The following is an 18,083-nucleotide window of genomic DNA, read 5'->3' on the forward strand; positions in this document are numbered from 1 at the left end:
GTTTTCTTTTCATCTAATAATGATAAGCTCTAAGCAAACAACGCTAGTTGTTCATGTTCCATATCCACTTCATTTTGTGATTACATACAGATTTCCTCATTTTTGACTAATTTCCGCAATTTATTAAGTTTGCCTAACTGTTCCTCGTTGAGTTTTAATTTATTGAGGAATTGGTTTATGGTTTCTATATTGGTCGCGTGTATTAGTGTATGGACACTTGGCTTGATGATGGTAAGATTTTTGTAGCTGTCATCCCTTGTTTCACTCCATAATCGCTTATGGTGACAGTGGATGTCCCAAGGCGAGAGTTTCTCACCTGTTACACTGCATCTTCCTTTTTGTGCAATATAAAGAGAAATTCGATTATCATTGTATTCTATGGTTGCCCGTTCATTTATAACTGGGTTTTCTCTTAACCATTTCAGTTCCGCTTCGGTTATTTCTGCCAAGTTTTTGTGTATAAGGGCTCGTCCTTCTGCGGTGTATCTGTTAATAGATTGCTTTTTCATCATCGGTTTTTTGTGTTGAATATAGGAGATTGGTAAAATAGGACATTTCATGAGAAATCTCATCGCTTTTGACTTTAGGTATGGTTTAATACCTCTGTCTTTCCCTTTATATTTCCCTATATTCGTGTATCCGTTTGTGTTGCTTTTTCCTCTAATTTTTGACTTTGGGAATCTGTTATACATCATGTGACCAAGACTATGGTTCATTTTACTGAAATCCAGGGAAGCATGCGTTGCTATTTTATAATAGTTGTGCTTACCAATGACCATGCTGTTGTATATACTGATTCTCTTAATTGTTTCATTAGAGTTTGGGGTTCTCTGTATCCTTTTCACTTGTTTTGCTAAATCTTGTTTTGTTTTTTCCAGTGCTTTTGGAGAGATGTGTGTTACTGCAATGTATCGTGTGTTACCGTTCTTCTTACCTTTCTTTACAGCCTTAAGAGTGAAACCTAAGAATTCACTCTGTTGCTTTTTCAGATTGGTTACTTTAGACTTTTCGGTTGAGATAGGCAGTTTTAGACGTTCTTCTAACCACATTTGAGTTGCTTCGAAAATTTTCTCCGCATTCCTACGTGTATTTGTAAAGATTTTAAAATCATCTGCGTATCTTACGATATACATTGGTTTCATCTTGGATGTTTTGGATAGACAATATGTTACAGTGTCATTACTCCAAATCCCATCTTTCAATCTCGGCTTTACCTTCTTGGCTTTGAAAGTTTCCCATTGATTACTAATCCACCAGTCAAATTCGTTAAGGTTAACATTGGCGAGTAGTGGACTAAGGATACCACCTTGCGGGGTACCTTTGGTCGGAAATATCGTTTTGCCGTTAGGCAGTTGCACTGGCGCTTTCAATATTTTCCGGATAATGACTAGTAGTTGTTTGTCACGAATACCCAGTGTCCATAGTTGGCGCATGAGTTTGACGTGACTTACTTCGTCAAAGAATCCCTGAATGTCTATATCCACCACATATGTAAGGTTTTGCTGATTTACCCGTTTTGTTGCGTCTGCTATAGCATTTTCAGCACTTCTGTTTGGGCGAAATCCATGACTTCGGTTACAGAAGTGTGCTTCACAGATAGGCTCCATTACTTGTAAGATGCATTGTTGGATAATCCTATCCCACATACTTGGTATTCCCAGAGGTCTGGTTTTCCCATTGGGTTTCGGTATTTCCTTGCGCCTTACTTTCTGCGGTTGGTAGTTTTGAAAGCGTCTTTTTACTTCGTTCAAGAAATAGCTTTGTTCCATTCTCTCAATATCCTTAATGTTTACATTGTCACAAGCTGCTGTTTTACTCCCTTTGTTTCCTTTAATATTACGAAACGCGAGGAGTATATTTTCATCTGATATAATGATAGGCATTAAATTTTTAAAAGAATTTTTCTTTGTTGCCTTCTGGTATAAGTTATCTAAGAAAGTTTGGATACCGTAGTATTCGTTGTGTCTTAGTTTCTTATTCTTTGGCGTGGACTTAGTTCTATCATTCATGGTCTATCACCTACTCTCATATTGATTTGGTGACCTTTTGAGTCTTACCAGAATCCATGCAAGATTAGATGAAATTTCAGTTCCTACAAATAGGCTTATGGCTGTTCCTCCAATTCCATTACAGAATCTTCAACGGTCGTGCCACTACTCTCACCACTATTAAGAATACTTCCCTCGGTTACCCGTTTCGTATTCAACTATATCCGCCGATAGAGTCATAGACCCAACGTTAGTGGCTTTCGACGTTCCGTTCAGACTATCGTTGTTTTAAAGATCTTTCAATCTCCGATTTAGGTGCTTGCTTTACCCCGTGTCTAGCTCCGTTGCCTGTAACAACGTTAGGATTGGTCACTATGCGATGTTTCCAATCCATTAGACAAGTCTTATTTTCAGACTCCGAATCATTTCTGACCCGTAAACCTATCGAGGTGTACATTCGCAAGTTCGTCAGTGTTTACACATTCTCACCTTGTCGGTTGACAGCATACGGTACTTAGTTAGTTCCAGCCGGTTTATTATTCCTGCTGGCTTTCGGTTATCCATATAGACACTACGAACCGTAACCGCATGTTTTACCCTGCTTCCAACATCTCACTCTGCCGAGTGTATGCAGTTGGGAATCTCACTGGGAGAGTTTCGGGGCGTTACTCCTTCATTCCTCTCACTCGCCTGAACAGTTATCCTACTCTTTATTGTTTTCGATGTTTCTACAATTAAGAATAGTCCTCGTTGTCGCCTATGCTCCCGCATTACTTACTCGAGAACGTCTCGCACCGTATACGATTTCACTCCAAAATACAGGTACCATTCCTGCTAATAATATAGTTGTAACTGATACAATTCCCGCCGGGACTTCGTTCATTCAAAATAGTGTTACCATAAACAATGTGCCGCAACCAACCGCAAATCCATCCACAGGCATCCCGATTTCAACACTTGTTCCTTCTGAATCAGCAACGATTTCTTTCCGCGTTCTAGTTACTTCGATTCCACCAAACGGAAAAATTCAAAACCAAGGTAGCGTTTTATTCCAATACCAACCAGATCCTACTAAGCCACCTGTATCCGTTACTACGCCTACACCTACTACAACTACCCCTGTAAACGTCGGGACTATTAATCCGATAAAAACCGCTGATAAATCCATCGTTTCAGTAGGTGATACGATTACATTTACTATCACATTCCAAAATGAAGGTACGATTCCTGTCACTAATATCTCTGTTACAGACTCACTTCCTGCCGGCACGTCATTCATTCCAAATAGTGTTACAATTAATAACATTCCCGTTCCAAACGCAAATCCATCCACAGGAATTCCAGTCGGAACTCTTAATCCAGCAGAATCAGTAACTATTTCATTCCAAGTACAGGTTATTACACTTCCAGCTAATAGAATGATTACAAATATCGCATCCATTACGTATACTTCTCAACCTGATCCTACTAGACCACCTGTCACAACAACGAAAACAACACCACCAATTACGATAGAAGTAAACCCTAATGAACCAAACACATTTATTAAGACCGCAGATGTAAATAGCGCCTCACTCGGTGACTTCATCACATATACACTTACCTTTACTAACAATGGCGCTATTCCTGCAAATAATGTACTCATTACCGATCCACTGCCTCCCGAAGTCACTTTCTATCCAAATTCAGTAACAGTAAACGGCGTTTCACGTCCTGGAAGTAATCCAACTATCGGTATTCTTATTGGAACTGTTAATCCAGGTCAATCTGTTGTTGTCCGTTTTATCGTTCAAGTAACAGCAGAGCCAAGAAATGGTCTCATTCGAAATACCGCTCGCATTCGCTATACACTAAGACCTGAACCTACTAAACCACCTATCCCTGTCGATGAGACTACAGAACCAAATATTATTCCGTTTATCGGTCCTTTCGTATCACCAAATTTAAATTGTTTCTTTAATGGGGAACGTTTTATACGACGCGGCTGGGACAGAAGATGTTAACAATATAAATAAAAAGACAGCGTCAAAAAACGCTGTCTTTTTATGTTATACATATACAGTTTTTAAGTTAATTTCATATCTTTTTCATTATAAAAACCATCTTCTTTTTCCATTTCCTTTTGTAATTTCGTAAAGGAACGGTACATAGCAATTCTCCATGACACAATCATAGCGAACGCCAGTAAGAAGAACATGCCACTAAGTTGTCCTAAATCAAGGGATTGACTTAAGTATGTTTTAAATACAATCCGTACGACAAGTAATCCAATTAATATAAAAACAAATGCTTTTGAACGCTTCAAATAAATCTCTTGTCCTCTAATTTCAAATTTAGATGTTTTAATAAGAAAAATAGAGAAAAACAAACCGACGCCAATTGCTTCTAATATTTCTGCTGGAGTTAGTCGAAATTCTGGAAAAACAAACATCAATGCTCCCGTACTCATAAAAAATGGTGGAAGTATAATTTTTTTCAATGTTGCAGGTTTCTTAGCTGCTTTTAAACGAATAAACATCGCACCGACAGCCATACAAACAGCAACGATACTGGATAAAACAACTATGTTCATATTTTCTCATCCTTTTTTGTGGCTATATGCAAAATATACTTTCATTATATGCTTTTCCGTTAGTATTTCCAACATTTTCACAGAATAATACTAAAAACCAGTAAAACCACCAAATAAACTTGAGAAATACACGATAATTTTCGTCATCCAGTTAAAGTATAGGAAGATACCCATGACAATCATAACGTATCCCCCGATTTTCATGAATTTCATACTATTTCTTTTAATCCAAGTCATTTTCGTAATAAAGAATGATAGCACGAAAAATGGGATAGCAAATCCAAGTATGTATGCAATCATATAAATCATTGCTGATTCTGGGTTCGTTGCTGCTAATCCAATGACAGATACTAAAATAGGTCCTGTACAAGGTGTCCATCCTGCAGCAAATGCCAATCCAATTAAAACGGATCCAAAATAGCCGCTCGGGCGATTTTTAAACGTAAATTTACGGTCTTGCATTAAGAATTTCGGTTTAAACACACCGACAATAATAAGACCGAACGCGATGATAAATATACCACCTAACTGTCTAATTAAATCTTTATAATCTGTAAAGATACCTCCGATAAAGCTTGTACCAAATCCAATTGCAATAAATATAATTGAAAATCCAAGTAAGAAAAACGCTGTATGTATCATACTTCTCTTGCGAAGCATTGCATTTTCTTCTTTCAACTCAGAAACCGACATACCTGTTATGTACGATAAAAATGCCGGATAAAGCGGTAAGCAACATGGGGAAATAAATGATAAAAAACCGGCGCCAAACGCTAAAAAAATACTAATATCTTGCATTGTTCCACTGCTACTAAAAATATAGACAAATGTACATTCTTAGAGTATTCCTGCTTCTCTGTGTCCTGTCTCGCCACTAACTCGCTACTACAGTTTGTTGTAACACTCCACAGGCGTAAATCCCGATGTAGCCCACCGTACATATATACAACCTATTTACGTTAGTATTGTATATTTTTTTGCTTGTAAAAGGTTGATTGACGCGTTCAAATCTCTATCCATTACATTTCCACAGTCACATTCATATACTCGGTCGGATAGCTTTAAGTCTACTTTCTTTCGACCACAACATGAACATAACTTTGACGAGGGATAGAATTTATCTACTTGACGTAGTTCAATTCCATATTCCTCACATTTCGTCAATAACAATGTTTTAAATGTATAAAAGCATTGTTTAGCAACTGCTTTAGATAGATGTTTGTTCTTCATCATACCTTTCACATTCAAATCTTCTACTGTAATAAATGTTGGCTTGGTTCTCACCACATTATTTACAATAAACTTTACATACTCTAGTCGAATATTCGCTAATCGAGCACATAACTTTTGCACCCTAAGAATATTTTTATCTATATTTGCTCTTTTGTTAGTAACAGATTGTTCACCTCTCTTTTTTAGATTTTCAAATTTACGTGATAAAGAGCGTTGTTCACGTTTTAACCGTTTTTCTATCTTTTTTACTTGTATTGTTTTATTTATATTTTTGTGCGTTTTTCCATCGCTACGTACAGCGAAATTCTTCACTCCTAAATCAATCCCTAAACCTGTTGAATGGAGTATTGGTTTCGTTTTTGTTTCTTCCAATTCGCAAAGCACAGATACAAAATATCTTCCTGCTCTTTGATATATTGTGCCACTTTTTACAGTTACATTTTTAGGGATGTATCCATATTCTTTTAACCTTATCCAACCAATCGTTGGGACTTTTACTCTATGTCTTTCTACTGTCCAATCTGTTTTGTTATTTTTCGGAAAATAGCACTTCACATCTTGCTTCTTCTTTTTCTTATATCGTGGAAACTTAGATAAACCCTTAAAAAACCGCTTAAAAGCTTTATCTCCATTCATAATGGCTTGTTTTACAGCTTTACTCGACACTTCTTTTATCCACTGGTCATATGCTTTTGTATAGACATTGTTCAACCATTTTGAAAAGTCATACCCACCTAGAAACTTTCCTTCGGCTTCATACAACTCTTTGTTTTTAGAGATATACAGGTTGTAAACATATCTACACACACCAATAGTCTGATTTATTCGGGTTATTTGTTCTTTTGTTGGATGGATTTCTATCAGATATGCTTTTTTCATAGCTCTTCATCCTCCGACATTTTCTTTTGTACTTCCTCAACCCATATACCCTACAACTACATACATAAATGATAGATATCAAATACTGAGCAAGTTCTTCTTGTGGAGACAACTTTTCATTAGTAACAATGATAACTTCGACTCCCATCTTATGAAGAAATCTCTCAAACCAATCGTAATCAAAACGAACAAACCTATCTTTGTGTGTGATGACGATGGTTGAAACATTTCTCTCCATGCATTCATCAAGCTTATGCTTTACTACGTATGTCCACGTTTACCTATGTTTTCACTTACCGTTGTTCCACTCCTCTCCTTACATATTGTAGCAAAAACATATAAAAATACTGTGAACAATTCGTGAAATCACTTTTCCAACGTAATAATAAGAGAAACTACTCTTTCACACAGTTTCTAATAAAACGTTTTCATTTCCTTCTATTATATAGAAAAATCTCAATTGAACTACGAAACTTCTCTAATTGTTATTAACATAACAAAGGTAACATAGTTTCTCAAATGATTAGCACGTTTCGAGTACGTCTACATACATATTGATTAAAAAATATTTTTTTCAAATGCTATCTTTATACAATACAAAGCTGATTTTATAATACTTCTATTATTATTAATTTCAAGATTATGCATAAATATCATACTTTTATTATTATTCTATAAAATGTCACACTTTTCTTTTATTTGACCCTTTATTTTTAATTTTGTATACTTCCCTCTAGTTATATATGTCCGTTAGGAACAATTTCATATAGATGGGAGGAATTTTTCATGCTTCGTTATTCTCTTTTAGTTTTATTAGGAGCGTGTAGTTATGGGATTTTAGCCATTTTCGTTAAACTTGCATATGCAGAAGGATTTTCACTTGGAGAGGTAATTGGCAGCCAATATTTGTTCGGTTGGATTATTTTGCTTGCTATTACACTTCTATTTTCTAGACATCGTGTTCCATTAAAACAAGCGTTAATTTTATTCGTTGCAGGTACATCTGCAAGTTTCACTGGAATTTTTTATTATGCTTCATTAAAAACTGTACCAGCATCTATTGCAATTATACTTTTATTCCAATTCGTTTGGGTCGGAATTATTATTGAAGCAGTCGCAACAAAAACATTACCTTCAAGAGAAAAGGTAATTTCCGTTATTTTCTTACTTGTAGGTACATTTTTATCAAGTGGTTTACTAGAAAAATCAGCAGGTGATTTCGATATGACCGGAATCATACTAGGTTTATTATCTGCTGTTACATTCGCAACATACATTTTCGTAAGCGGAAAAGTTGCTGTTGAAGTACCTTCATTACCGCGCGGTGTTCTCTTAATGACTGGCGCTTTAACTTTAGTAATGATTGTATTCCCGCCAACATTTATTTTTAACGGTGCAATTTCTGAAGGACTTTGGAAATATGGTTTAGGTTTAGGAACATTTAGTATCGTTATTCCTTCTATTGCCTTTACAATTGGTATTCCAAAGATCGGTTCTGGCTTAGCAACTATTCTTGGTGCAGCAGAACTACCGGTTACAACAATTATGTCTGTATTCGTCTTAAAAGAAGCTGTGCTATCTTCACAATGGTTCGGTGTATCACTTATTTTAATCGGTATTGCAATCCCGCAAATTGCCTATGCAATGCGTGGACGTTATCGTAAACATCATACACAAAAAAATTTGGCAGCTTGAACTACCCCCACTTAACACTCTAACGAGCTGTTTGAAGTGGGGGATTCCTACGAACACTAAGGTATCCCTCAGTTTTATGAGTAGGCAATCCCCGTAATCCCTACGGTTAGGAGCCTTATGGCCTCTTTTCTCAGATTTTCCGCTGCATTCACATCTCTATCATGATACATACCACAAGAAGGACACTTCCATTCACGCAGGTTCAGGCTTTTCACATCTTTATTTTTGTAGTCGCAATGCGAACATGTTTGGGAACTAGCGAATGTTTTCGACACCACAATCACTTGTTTCCCATACCAGCATGCCTTATACAACAACATCGCTTTGAATTGTGACCATGATACTTCTTGAATCGCTTTCGCTAGTTTGTGATTCTGTAACATATTCGATACTTGCAAATCTTCTATCCCAATCACATCGTGGTTTTTGATGATCCTTGTAGAGAGTTTTTGCAAGTAATCCGTTCTTGCATTTTTGATTCGTTCATGAATACGAGCGACTTTCATTCGCTGTTTATGCCAATTCGCTCCGCCTTTTGTACGTCTAGATAGAATACGCTGGGCATGAGCGAGTTTCTTTTCTAATACCCGAGACCATTTTGGATTACCGAATACCTCACCCGTTGAAAGAATAGCAAAGTTTTTCACACCAACATCTATACCAACAGTGGAATCGGTCTTCGGCAATTCTTGTACTTCTGCTTCAGCAAGAATCGAGACAAAATATTTTCCACTTGGATTCCTTCTGACAGTAGCACTCAAAATTCGTCCTTCTATCTCACGACTTTTGACAAATTTGACAAGACCCAGTTTCGGTAACTTCAATTTATTATCTATAATCGCAATGTTTCCATTTGTATGTTTCGTTGTATAGGATTGGACTTTATTGTTTTTCGATTTAAACCGGGGTGCTTTGTTTTGTTTTTTGAAGAATCTTGCATACGAGTCAGCTAGGTTGTGAAGAGAAGATTGAAGAGCGATACTGTCCACTTCTTTTAGCCATACAAATTCTTTTTTGAGAGTAGGTAATTGCGAAGAACAAGTGCCATAGGATAACCCTTTTCCTGTTTCTTTATACCTATCATTCCACTTTTCCAAAAAGTAGTTAAATACAAATCGTGAACAACCAATTGTTTTCGTAATAGCTATTTTTTGTTCTAAACTAGGATAGATCCGAAACTGATACGCTTTATGGATAAGCACCGCTTTTCACCTCACTTCCTTTTTTTTATTTGTTTACAATCTTTTTCATGATATGCATGGGAACGATATCATGATATAACCAAATAATACTGATCACGTATTATTTCTTCTTTTTTGTCGAAAGTCCTCTGTCCCTTTCAAAAAAATACAAATGAAACAATTTCGTAGATGTAAAAATCCCTCTGAGCTATAACATTTTCTTTCTATAGGAACGAACTGATTACGATACCGGTACCTTAACTGATTCTTCACCAAGAAGAACCTTTAGGCTGTTGCCTAATCGTCATTCAGCTCCCACCTACTCATTGGAACATGTCCTACCCATTCCTTGAGGTGGGAGTTTTCTGTCGGGAAATGATAAAATGGGAGAGGATTTTCATTTAAGAAACCTCTCTTTTCTTGTTGTATACTTAATGTAAAGACTTTATTTAAGAAAGAGGGCATGATAAGTGGTAGCAAATCTAGAGCAATTAACGGAGGCACTAATTTCTATTCGTCGAAATTTGCATGAGCATCCAGAATTATCATACGAAGAATTTGAAACGACGAAAGCTATAAAGAATTGGTTAGCAGCGAAAAACATTACGATTATTAATTCTAGTTTAGAAACAGGCGTTATTGCTGAAATTTCGGGGAATCATAGTGGACCGATAATAGCGATCCGTGCTGATATTGACGCCCTTCCTATTCAAGAAGAAACAAATTTGCCTTACGCTTCAAAAATTCACGGCAGGATGCACGCTTGTGGGCATGATTTTCATACAGCTGCAATTATTGGTGCCGCTTATTTATTAAAGGAAAAAGAATCTTCTCTTAGCGGAACGGTACGCTTTATATTCCAGCCAGCTGAAGAAAGTAGCGATGGTGCTTGCAAAGTAATTGAAGCCGGACATTTACGTGATGTGCAAGCTATTTTCGGTATGCATAATAAACCTGATTTACCAGTAGGTACAATCGGTATTAAAGATGGTCCACTCATGGCCGGGGTTGATCGATTTGAAATTGAAATTCACGGAGTTGGTACGCATGCAGCTGTACCAGATGCTGGGGTAGATCCTATTGTCGCCTCTTCTCAAATTGTTATGGCACTCCAAACAATTGTAAGCCGGAATATAAGTTCCTCTCATAATGCAGTCGTTAGTGTTACAAACATCCATTCAGGAAATACGTGGAACGTTATTCCTGAAAAAGCAACACTGGAAGGTACTGTACGTACATTCCAAACTGAAACACGTGAAAAAATCCCTGCACTAATGAGACGTATTATTCAAGGGGTTTCTGATGCATTAGGTGTAAAAACAGAATTTCGTTTTTATGCAGGTCCTCCTGCTGTTCAAAACGATACATCTCTAACAAACTTATCGACTCAAGTTGCAGAAAAAATGAATTTAAATATCATCTCCCCTACTCCTTCAATGGCCGGAGAAGATTTCTCTTTTTATCAACAAGAAATACCTGGTTCATTCGTATTTATGGGAACGAGTGGTACACATGAATGGCATCATCCCGCTTTTACAGTAGACGAACGAGCATTACCTATAAGTGCAGAATACTTCGCTTTGTTAGCTGAAAAAGCACTCAAACAATTTGCATAAAAAAAGGAGCTGTTAAGAGATACTTAACGGCTCCTTTTTTATTAAGTTAAATCACGTTTTAAAAATACGGTATAGGAAATGCTTAAAAATACAAATAAATATAGTAATAACATACAAGAAGCAAACGGGAACGTTACTCCATCAATAAAACTTCCATTCTTTGCAATACTATATAAATCTGTGTTTGCTGGCAATAAATATTTCGCCCAATCATATCTAGTTGCTGCTAGTAATGCAATGTTTCCTGATAAAGCAAGGAATAGCGAAATCCCAATCGCGCCTCCACTAGATCTTGTTAACACAGAAATCATAAATGCAAACGCTGCGTACACAATCGTCGGCAACCAAGATAAAATATAATACTTACTAGCTTCTACAAAAATATTTTGTTTTATAATATTTCCATCTTGGAAAATAAACTCGCTCCATGCAGGCTGCTGGAATTTATAAATAACAAGCCCACATAATGTGGAGAAAATCATATTAAATATAAACAATAATGCTGCAAATATCACGATTGCTAAAAATTTGGCTGTCAAAATTTTAAATCGACTTGCTGGTCGTATCGTTAAAAATTTATATGTTCCCCAGCTATATTCATTCGCAAAAATTGTACTTGCATACACGAGGATAAATGGGAGCAATATTGGAAATACGATAAAACCTGTATCTCTCATGAAAGAAAGCGGAGAACTGCTTGCCGGTGCTGTATCTGTATCCAAATACTTCATCTTCAGCTGATATTCCTTTACAAGCTCATCTCCAGATAGCTCTGCTAAAATAGCTTCTTTTTTCATGCCTAGCTTTTTCTCAATTTCTACAGTTCTTTCTGTATAATCGGCTTTCCATCCTTTTGTTTCTGGTTCTAGATACTTTACCGTAACCCATCCTAATCCAATTATTAATACTGCAATAACTGCAAAGGGAATAATCGTTCGCTTTCGCTTAAATATTTTATACAGTTCGTTATATACTAAATTAAACAATATCTTTTCCCCCTGTTAATTCTAAAAATTGCTCTTCTAACGTTTTCCTTTCTTCATATACACGATACACTTGAATATTTTTCTCAAGCAATGTACGAATAACATTTGGGATTTCTTCATCTTTTACAGTAATAAGTAGATCATTACCTTTTATTAAAACATCTTGGTCTAACAATTCCGCTGCTCTTTTCGCATCATCTACACGTATACGGATTGTCTCCATCTCTTCGCTTTGATTATGCTGAATATTTTGCGTCGCCACATATTCTCCGTGCTGAATAATGATAACTCTGTCACACATTAATTCAACTTCTGAAAGTAAGTGACTAGATACAAGTACCGCTTTTCCTTGTTCATGTGCAATTTTCTTTATGTACATTCTCATTTCATGTATTCCACTAGGATCTAATCCATTCGTTGGTTCATCTAATATCAATACATCTGGATCGTGAATAAGCGCTTGAGCAATTCCTAAACGTTGTCTCATACCAAGTGAATATGCTTTTACTTTGCGGTCAATTACTTGTCCCATCCCTAACAATTTCACTACTTCATCGATACGTTCTTCTGTCACGTTACCATTCATTCGTCCGAAATATGTTAAATTTTCATAGCCGCTCAAAAAAGGATAAAACTCCGGTGTCTCAATTACTGCTCCAATTTTCGAAGCAGTACTTTCAAATTGCTGTTTTACAGATTGGCCGTCAATCCAAACTTCTCCCTCTGTCATACGAATCATGCCGACCATCATTCTCATTAAAGTCGTTTTTCCAGCACCATTTGGTCCGAGCAAACCAACTACTTCACCCTTTTTAACTTCGAAACTAATATTTTCTACAAGTGTCTTTGAGCCGATTCGCTTCGTTAATCGCTCAACCTTTACAATCGATTGTTCATTTGTCATTCTATACAACCTTTCCTTCCCATTCTTTGTCAGGTCTTTACACTGTAACATGATTATTTTTATGTGTAAAATAGGAAAAGGCATGATTTCTCATGCCTTTTTCTTGAAATGAAATGAATTTTTATCTTGTAAACTTTGAACAAATCGAAAACATTGCATCATCGATAATAAGACGATAACGATCATAATTATACTAACAACTACTATTGCATATATTGTAATCGGTGCACTATTTATCCCTTGTATTCCTACTAGTTTCATAAAAATAATCGTAAATAATTTCAAAAATAACATCCCATTAACTAATCCAAAAACAAACGCCGCGCCATAAATGAATAATTGCTCCTGACATAATAAACATATTACGTTCCTATTCTCTGCTACATAAGATTTAATTTCCTCTTTTCTCACTTGCAGAAGAGAAAACGTTATTTTATATGTAGTAAAAATACATATAAAAATAGATATAAGAAACAGTGTATAGAAACACATTTGAAATAAAAGTATAGTCCCTAATTCCTCAACAACTACTTCATTAAATTGGAGCGATATCATAAAAAATAAAATCATAGTAATCATAGCAATCCACATGAATTGCTTCATCCTTTTGGCAGCAAATGTTCTTATATTTTTTCTCACTAACTGACATAAAGACATATGTTCTTCCCCTACCTTACTTCATAACAAGCTCATTCTATACTACTAGTGTATAAAAATATGACATTTTAAACATCGCACTACAATCTGAATTTGTTCTAAGTCTTTAGTCCTAGAAAATAAAATGGTAAAAAAATCATATTAAGAATATAATTGTAAAAAGGAGGGATTTCATGCGTATAAAAGTACTATCAATCTTGTTTTTATTATTTCTCACAAGTTGTAGCCCTCTTAAACACAATGAGATCGCGATTGTTGAGCCATACAAATTAACAGAAGAGCAATCTTCTATTTTACAAATGACCCCTTTTCAAGAAGGAAACAGCATGTTTTATAGCGTTACACTTAAAAATGAAAAAGATGAAATACATGCTACAATTGATTATTATCAAAATGGTAAAAAAACAAACGAAATTGTGAATACAGCTACCTCACATTTTCCAAAAAAGAAAGTAAAGCTTTCTTTTTTACCACCTCAATCCCAACTCGATAAAGATATACAAGAGCAAAAAAATTGGTATGTTAATATTGAAGGTAGTTCCATGCTCGTTCCTGAAGAAGCACCTCCAAGTATAAATAGCTCTGCATCTACTACTCTTCAATCTGCTATAAAATTAAAATATAATCAAAAAACGACTTTAACAGCTATAATAAAAACGAATAAAGAAACGGTAAGAGTTCCAATGCTTGAGGAAAAAACTGCTATTGACCAACTATTACAAGAAAATGAACATGTTTATCTCTTTAGTATAGAACTAAAAAAAGCAAACTAAAGCGGAAATGCAATACTATTGCATTTCCGCTTTAGTGTTTAATGAGGTGTACTTTTAAACAAATTAATTAATCTCATCCTCAACTTCTATTCTTTTCTTCTCTCTTGAAATTTTTAAAAACTCTAAAAGTTCTGGATTAGTATTCATTTTTTTGTACGCTACTGACATTTCTGCAACAAAATTCGAATCATATAACTCTTTATATACGACTTCTGTTTTATACAATTTATTTGCCGATACAGGTATTACCGTAATTCCAATTCCTGCCGCTACAAGTCCCATAACTGTTTGATATTCTGTCGCTTCTTGTACAATATGTGGACTAAACCCAACGTCACGGCAAAGTGATAATATTGTATCGTATAACGCTGGCCATACGGGCCTTGTAATAAATACAAACGGTTCGTCTCTTAAATCTTCAATATGTATTTCATCCTTTTCAGCAAGTGGATGTGCCTTCGGTAAACATAACGTACAAGAAAGCCTTTGAATTGGTTCTAACTCTAGCAATTGTGTTGGAATTGGCGGACGTAAAAACCCAATATCAATACGGTTATCGTGAAGTGCATGTACCTGATCTGGTGTTGACAGTTCATGTAGTGCAACAGACACTCTCGGAAATTTCTTTCTATACTCCCTTACGATAGATGGTAAAATATCATATATCGCCGCACCTACAAAACCAATTGAAAGTGAGCCCACTTCTCCCCTTTGGGCACTTTGTGCGATTTCTACTGCTTTTTCAATTTGTTCAAACGCTTTTTTTACTTCTTTTAAAAACATTTCTCCAGCTTCTGTTAATTCAACCTTTCTCTTCGTTCTTGAAAATAACATAACTCCCATTTCTTTTTCTAATTGCTGAATTTGTTGACTAAGCGGTGGTTGTGTCATTTGTAAACGAGCAGCTGCTCGTCCAAAGTGTAACTCCTCTGCCACTACAACGAAATATTGCAAATGCCGTAATTCCATTTTGGACACCCTTTTCACTTTCGATTAATACATCTAATATATTAATAACATATAATTTATATATTAGACAAATTTTTTGAATGAACGTATAGTAGAAATTGTTAATTCTTTTTTACAATTTTTATGTAAAAAAAGAAAGGGGTGGTTACTGTATGAAATGGTGGAAATTAAGCGGACAAATCTTATTATTATTTTGTTTCGCTTGGACAGGTGAATGGATTGCAAAACAGGCACACCTCCCAGTTCCAGGAAGTATAATCGGTATTTTTTTATTATTAATTTCATTAAAATTTAACCTAGTGAAAAAAGAGTGGATACAAGACGGAGCAGACTTTTTATTAAAAGAACTTATTTTATTTTTCATTCCTTCTGCAGTCGCTGTCATACGCTACAAAGATACACTATCACAATATGGAATCGATCTCATTTTAATTATTATGATTAGCACACTTTGCGTTACCTTAGTTACAGGACTCTTAACAGAATTGCTACTAAAGCGGAAAGGATCAACACAATGATCGGCTTTCTTTGTTTATTATTAACACTATTCACATATTGGATATCGAAGAAAATGTATCAACGCTGGAATTGGAGCTTACTTTCTCCTCTTCTCGTCTGTCCTATTATTTTAATTGCTTTATTACTCGGACTAGACACACCTTATGAAACATATGAAACAGGTGGTCAATGGTTAACTGAATTATTAAAGCCTGCAACAGTTGCTTTTGCATGGCCAATCTATAAATACTTTGACTTACTCAAGAAACATGGAATAGCTATCTTACTTAACGTCATTGTCGGTTCGTTTTTATCAGTTATCACTTCAGCACTACTAGCAAATTATTTTCAAATTGATTCATCGTTAGAACATAGTTTAGCACCTCATATTGTAACAACACCAATTGCAATGGCTATTTCAGAAATGATTGGTGGTATGTCACAATTAACAGCCGTATTTGTTGTTTTAACTGCGTTAACAGGAGCATTGCTCGGTCCTTCTCTCATACGCATATGTCGTATTAAAACAGCACTCGCAAAAGGCATTATGTTAGGTACGAGTGCAAATGGAACCGGCACATCAAAAGCATTCGAAATCGGTCCTGTAGAAGGAACGATTGCAAGTTTATCTATGCTTTTAACAGCGGGAGCTAGTTTAGTTATCGTTCCGCTTTTCTTATCGTGGATACATTAAAAAAGCAAGTGTTTAAACACTCGCTTTTTTATTTATATATGTATTCAAAATCTCAAAATCTTCCGGGAATGATAGCGTTAATTCCTTCATCTCATCTATCCTCTTCCAAGCAATTTCATATATTAATTCATCAGGATCTTGAATTTTCATACTACCGCCTATTTTTTTAACAACATAATAATGAACGTATACAGGAACCCCATATGTAATACCTTCTTTTTCGTATATTTTATTTACAATTTCCACATTGTAACCTGTTTCTTCCCAAACTTCTCGAATACAACATTCTTCTAGTGTTTCTCCCTTTTCAAGCCCGCCACTTGGAACAGTCCACCTTTTTTCTTCACCTTTTTGCCCTTGCAACACCATTAAAACTTCATTTCTTTCGTTTACACATACTGCCGCACAACCTACCCATCTTTCCATATACATCCCTCCCCTACTACTATTCGTCTTCCTTTTTATTTTCCCCTTGAAAAAAGAGGAAAATAGTAAAACAATGACGAAAGTTTACATCAACTTCATAGACAATCCCTTCTTAGAAATTAAAAACGGAAGGATGAAAATATGATTTCTAAATATGTTGTGGAATGTGTCTTTTGTGAAGAAAATCGAAAACCGCGCCAAGCTATCGTAACGGTTCCCGCCACTACTCAGCTACTAGCCATTGAAAAAGTACGTGCGGAATGCAAACGTCGTTTCGGAAAAGCTTTACTATTGCAAACAGAAATTAAAGAAGAAATAACTTTTGAACAAAAAGAAAGCTGACCATAAATTGGTCAGCTTTCTTATCCGATCATATTTTCACATGAAGATTAGGGGCATCCTCTTTAAGGATCGGGATTTTCCCATTATGTACGTTCCATAATGGTCATCGAACAATATATTTCTATGCAATTAATTATTGAATAGAATAGGGCAAAACTTGTTCGCATTTTTAGAAAAGGGATAGGGATATAATTCAAGTAGTACTTCGAATACTCGAACTTTACACTCATTATATTAAAGCAAATCCTTTTATATGGGAAATATGAATTACTTACATAATTCATTCGTAAAACATATTAGTTTGCTATATTATTTTTATTCCATCCATAACATACATCCAGCGAAAACTAGTGTCATAATCATTGAAAACTTCAAAAGCACCCTGAACGGATGCTTTCATACTTGTCTAGATTGATACTATGTACTTAATCTTGATTAATCAAAATAACCGCAGGACCAGCGACTACTACTCCAGCTACTTCTATCTTTTCAAATTCCTTTACTGTGATAGATATAACCCCTTCTCGTTCCATCAGTTCTTTACTCAGGACATCAGTCGGTATAGCTTTCACCGTCTTACCTCCTCTTCATTTTTACAATATGATAAAGTGAAAGTTTAATCAGTAAAGATTTAGTCCACTCCGCACTGATTATAATCGGGCTTCCCGTT

17 protein-coding genes and 2 pseudogenes are annotated in these 18,083 nt (G+C 35.6%); 7 read left to right on the forward strand and 12 right to left on the reverse strand.

The window, feature by feature from the left end:
* Positions 1 to 80 precede the first annotated feature (80 nt).
* Positions 81 to 2,009, reverse strand: coding sequence for a group II intron reverse transcriptase/maturase (ltrA, locus tag MHB74_RS17675; RefSeq protein WP_000999901.1), 1,929 nt, complete (start codon positions 2,007 to 2,009; stop codon positions 81 to 83).
* 773 nt (positions 2,010 to 2,782) lie between these two features.
* Here ltrA and MHB74_RS17680 point away from each other — a divergent pair.
* Positions 2,783 to 3,991, forward strand: a pseudogene (locus MHB74_RS17680) (DUF7927 domain-containing protein); the annotation flags it as partial.
* A 62-nt stretch (positions 3,992 to 4,053) separates the two neighbouring features.
* On the opposite strand, the gene MHB74_RS17685 reads toward MHB74_RS17680, so the two are convergent.
* The 4 genes and pseudogenes from MHB74_RS17685 to MHB74_RS17705 form a co-directional block, all read right to left on the reverse strand.
* Positions 4,054 to 4,560: a CcdC family protein gene (locus MHB74_RS17685; protein WP_001028635.1), complete on the reverse strand. Its 507-nt coding sequence runs from the start codon at positions 4,558 to 4,560 to the stop codon at positions 4,054 to 4,056.
* Positions 4,561 to 4,650: 90 nt separating this feature from the next.
* Positions 4,651 to 5,358, reverse strand: a complete 708-nt coding sequence (gene ccdA, locus MHB74_RS17690) for a cytochrome c-type biogenesis protein CcdA (RefSeq protein WP_061676400.1) — start codon at positions 5,356 to 5,358, stop codon at positions 4,651 to 4,653.
* Between the two features lie 156 nt (positions 5,359 to 5,514).
* Positions 5,515 to 6,672, reverse strand: coding sequence for an RNA-guided endonuclease InsQ/TnpB family protein (locus tag MHB74_RS17695; protein WP_061676401.1), 1,158 nt, complete (start codon positions 6,670 to 6,672; stop codon positions 5,515 to 5,517).
* A 316-nt stretch (positions 6,673 to 6,988) separates the two neighbouring features.
* A pseudogene (locus MHB74_RS17705) lies at positions 6,989 to 7,132 on the reverse strand (peptidase T).
* A gap of 326 nt (positions 7,133 to 7,458) precedes the next feature.
* Between MHB74_RS17705 and MHB74_RS17710 the strand changes: the two are divergent.
* Positions 7,459 to 8,367 (forward strand): EamA family transporter, encoded by a 909-nt coding sequence (locus MHB74_RS17710; RefSeq protein WP_061676402.1) that lies wholly within the window; start codon positions 7,459 to 7,461, stop codon positions 8,365 to 8,367.
* 74 nt (positions 8,368 to 8,441) lie between these two features.
* Here the strand turns inward: MHB74_RS17710 and tnpB are convergent, their stop codons facing one another.
* Positions 8,442 to 9,569, reverse strand: a complete 1,128-nt coding sequence (gene tnpB / locus MHB74_RS17715; RefSeq protein WP_340844330.1) for an IS200/IS605 family element RNA-guided endonuclease TnpB — start codon at positions 9,567 to 9,569, stop codon at positions 8,442 to 8,444.
* A 449-nt stretch (positions 9,570 to 10,018) separates the two neighbouring features.
* Here tnpB and MHB74_RS17720 point away from each other — a divergent pair, with 449 nt between their 5' ends.
* Positions 10,019 to 11,164 (forward strand): M20 peptidase aminoacylase family protein, encoded by a 1,146-nt coding sequence (locus MHB74_RS17720; RefSeq protein ID WP_061677991.1) that lies wholly within the window; start codon positions 10,019 to 10,021, stop codon positions 11,162 to 11,164.
* A gap of 41 nt (positions 11,165 to 11,205) precedes the next feature.
* Here the strand turns inward: MHB74_RS17720 and MHB74_RS17725 are convergent, their stop codons facing one another.
* The 3 genes from MHB74_RS17725 to MHB74_RS17735 form a co-directional block, all read right to left on the reverse strand.
* Complete coding sequence (locus MHB74_RS17725) at positions 11,206 to 12,150, reverse strand: ABC transporter permease (protein WP_061677990.1); 945 nt, start codon at positions 12,148 to 12,150, stop codon at positions 11,206 to 11,208.
* The gene (locus MHB74_RS17730) at positions 12,143 to 13,054 is read right to left on the reverse strand and encodes an ABC transporter ATP-binding protein (protein ID WP_061677989.1); all 912 of its coding nucleotides are present in this window, start codon (positions 13,052 to 13,054) and stop codon (positions 12,143 to 12,145) included. Before MHB74_RS17730 ends, MHB74_RS17725 begins: the two co-directional genes overlap by 8 nt.
* A 90-nt stretch (positions 13,055 to 13,144) precedes the next feature.
* Complete coding sequence (locus MHB74_RS17735; protein WP_061677988.1) at positions 13,145 to 13,711, reverse strand: hypothetical protein; 567 nt, start codon at positions 13,709 to 13,711, stop codon at positions 13,145 to 13,147.
* A 173-nt stretch (positions 13,712 to 13,884) separates the two neighbouring features.
* Between MHB74_RS17735 and MHB74_RS17740 the strand changes: the two genes are divergently transcribed.
* The gene (locus MHB74_RS17740; RefSeq protein ID WP_061677987.1) at positions 13,885 to 14,484 is read left to right on the forward strand and encodes a hypothetical protein; all 600 of its coding nucleotides are present in this window, start codon (positions 13,885 to 13,887) and stop codon (positions 14,482 to 14,484) included.
* 63 nt (positions 14,485 to 14,547) lie between these two features.
* Here the strand turns inward: MHB74_RS17740 and alsR are convergent, their stop codons facing one another.
* Positions 14,548 to 15,453: an acetoin biosynthesis transcriptional regulator AlsR gene (gene alsR, locus MHB74_RS17745; RefSeq protein WP_061677986.1), complete on the reverse strand. Its 906-nt coding sequence runs from the start codon at positions 15,451 to 15,453 to the stop codon at positions 14,548 to 14,550.
* A gap of 152 nt (positions 15,454 to 15,605) precedes the next feature.
* Here alsR and MHB74_RS17750 point away from each other — a divergent pair, with 152 nt between their 5' ends.
* Together MHB74_RS17750 and MHB74_RS17755 are read left to right on the forward strand one after the other, a co-directional pair.
* A complete protein-coding gene (locus tag MHB74_RS17750; protein ID WP_000872363.1) occupies positions 15,606 to 15,971 on the forward strand; it encodes a CidA/LrgA family holin-like protein in 366 nt (121 codons plus the stop codon).
* Entirely contained in the window at positions 15,968 to 16,645 is a 678-nt protein-coding gene (locus MHB74_RS17755) for an LrgB family protein (RefSeq protein WP_000578956.1), read from the forward strand. The genes MHB74_RS17750 and MHB74_RS17755 overlap by 4 nt, the downstream gene beginning before the upstream one ends.
* A gap of 12 nt (positions 16,646 to 16,657) precedes the next feature.
* Here the strand turns inward: MHB74_RS17755 and MHB74_RS17760 are convergent, their stop codons facing one another.
* On the reverse strand, positions 16,658 to 17,071 hold the full coding sequence (locus MHB74_RS17760; protein WP_061677985.1) for an NUDIX hydrolase: 414 nt from the start codon (positions 17,069 to 17,071) through the stop codon (positions 16,658 to 16,660).
* 141 nt (positions 17,072 to 17,212) lie between these two features.
* Here MHB74_RS17760 and MHB74_RS17765 point away from each other — a divergent pair, with 141 nt between their 5' ends.
* On the forward strand, positions 17,213 to 17,413 hold the full coding sequence (locus MHB74_RS17765) for a DUF3903 domain-containing protein (RefSeq protein WP_061677984.1): 201 nt from the start codon (positions 17,213 to 17,215) through the stop codon (positions 17,411 to 17,413).
* A 425-nt stretch (positions 17,414 to 17,838) separates the two neighbouring features.
* Here the strand turns inward: MHB74_RS17765 and MHB74_RS17770 are convergent, their stop codons facing one another.
* Positions 17,839 to 17,985, reverse strand: a complete 147-nt coding sequence (locus tag MHB74_RS17770; RefSeq protein ID WP_000644411.1) for a BC1881 family protein — start codon at positions 17,983 to 17,985, stop codon at positions 17,839 to 17,841.
* Positions 17,986 to 18,083 lie beyond the last annotated feature (98 nt).

The organism is Bacillus sp. FSL K6-0069 (genome assembly GCF_038007785.1).
In the GTDB taxonomy this organism is placed as follows: domain Bacteria; phylum Bacillota; class Bacilli; order Bacillales; family Bacillaceae_G; genus Bacillus_A; species Bacillus_A mobilis.

What these genes read in the sequence shown, in the direction of transcription:
- ltrA (WP_000999901.1), bottom strand. Translation starts at nt 2,009, where the DNA reads ATGAATGATAGAACTAAGTCCACGCCAAAGAATAAGAAACTAAGACAC.
- MHB74_RS17685 (WP_001028635.1), bottom strand. Translation starts at nt 4,560, where the DNA reads ATGAACATAGTTGTTTTATCCAGTATCGTTGCTGTTTGTATGGCTGTC.
- ccdA (WP_061676400.1), bottom strand. Translation starts at nt 5,358, where the DNA reads ATGCAAGATATTAGTATTTTTTTAGCGTTTGGCGCCGGTTTTTTATCA.
- MHB74_RS17695 (WP_061676401.1), bottom strand. Translation starts at nt 6,672, where the DNA reads ATGAAAAAAGCATATCTGATAGAAATCCATCCAACAAAAGAACAAATA.
- MHB74_RS17710 (WP_061676402.1), top strand. Translation starts at nt 7,459, where the DNA reads ATGCTTCGTTATTCTCTTTTAGTTTTATTAGGAGCGTGTAGTTATGGG.
- MHB74_RS17730 (WP_061677989.1), bottom strand. Translation starts at nt 13,054, where the DNA reads ATGACAAATGAACAATCGATTGTAAAGGTTGAGCGATTAACGAAGCGA.
- MHB74_RS17735 (WP_061677988.1), bottom strand. Translation starts at nt 13,711, where the DNA reads ATGTCTTTATGTCAGTTAGTGAGAAAAAATATAAGAACATTTGCTGCC.
- MHB74_RS17740 (WP_061677987.1), top strand. Translation starts at nt 13,885, where the DNA reads ATGCGTATAAAAGTACTATCAATCTTGTTTTTATTATTTCTCACAAGT.
- alsR (WP_061677986.1), bottom strand. Translation starts at nt 15,453, where the DNA reads ATGGAATTACGGCATTTGCAATATTTCGTTGTAGTGGCAGAGGAGTTA.
- MHB74_RS17750 (WP_000872363.1), top strand. Translation starts at nt 15,606, where the DNA reads ATGAAATGGTGGAAATTAAGCGGACAAATCTTATTATTATTTTGTTTC.
- MHB74_RS17755 (WP_000578956.1), top strand. Translation starts at nt 15,968, where the DNA reads ATGATCGGCTTTCTTTGTTTATTATTAACACTATTCACATATTGGATA.
- MHB74_RS17760 (WP_061677985.1), bottom strand. Translation starts at nt 17,071, where the DNA reads ATGGAAAGATGGGTAGGTTGTGCGGCAGTATGTGTAAACGAAAGAAAT.
- MHB74_RS17765 (WP_061677984.1), top strand. Translation starts at nt 17,213, where the DNA reads ATGATTTCTAAATATGTTGTGGAATGTGTCTTTTGTGAAGAAAATCGA.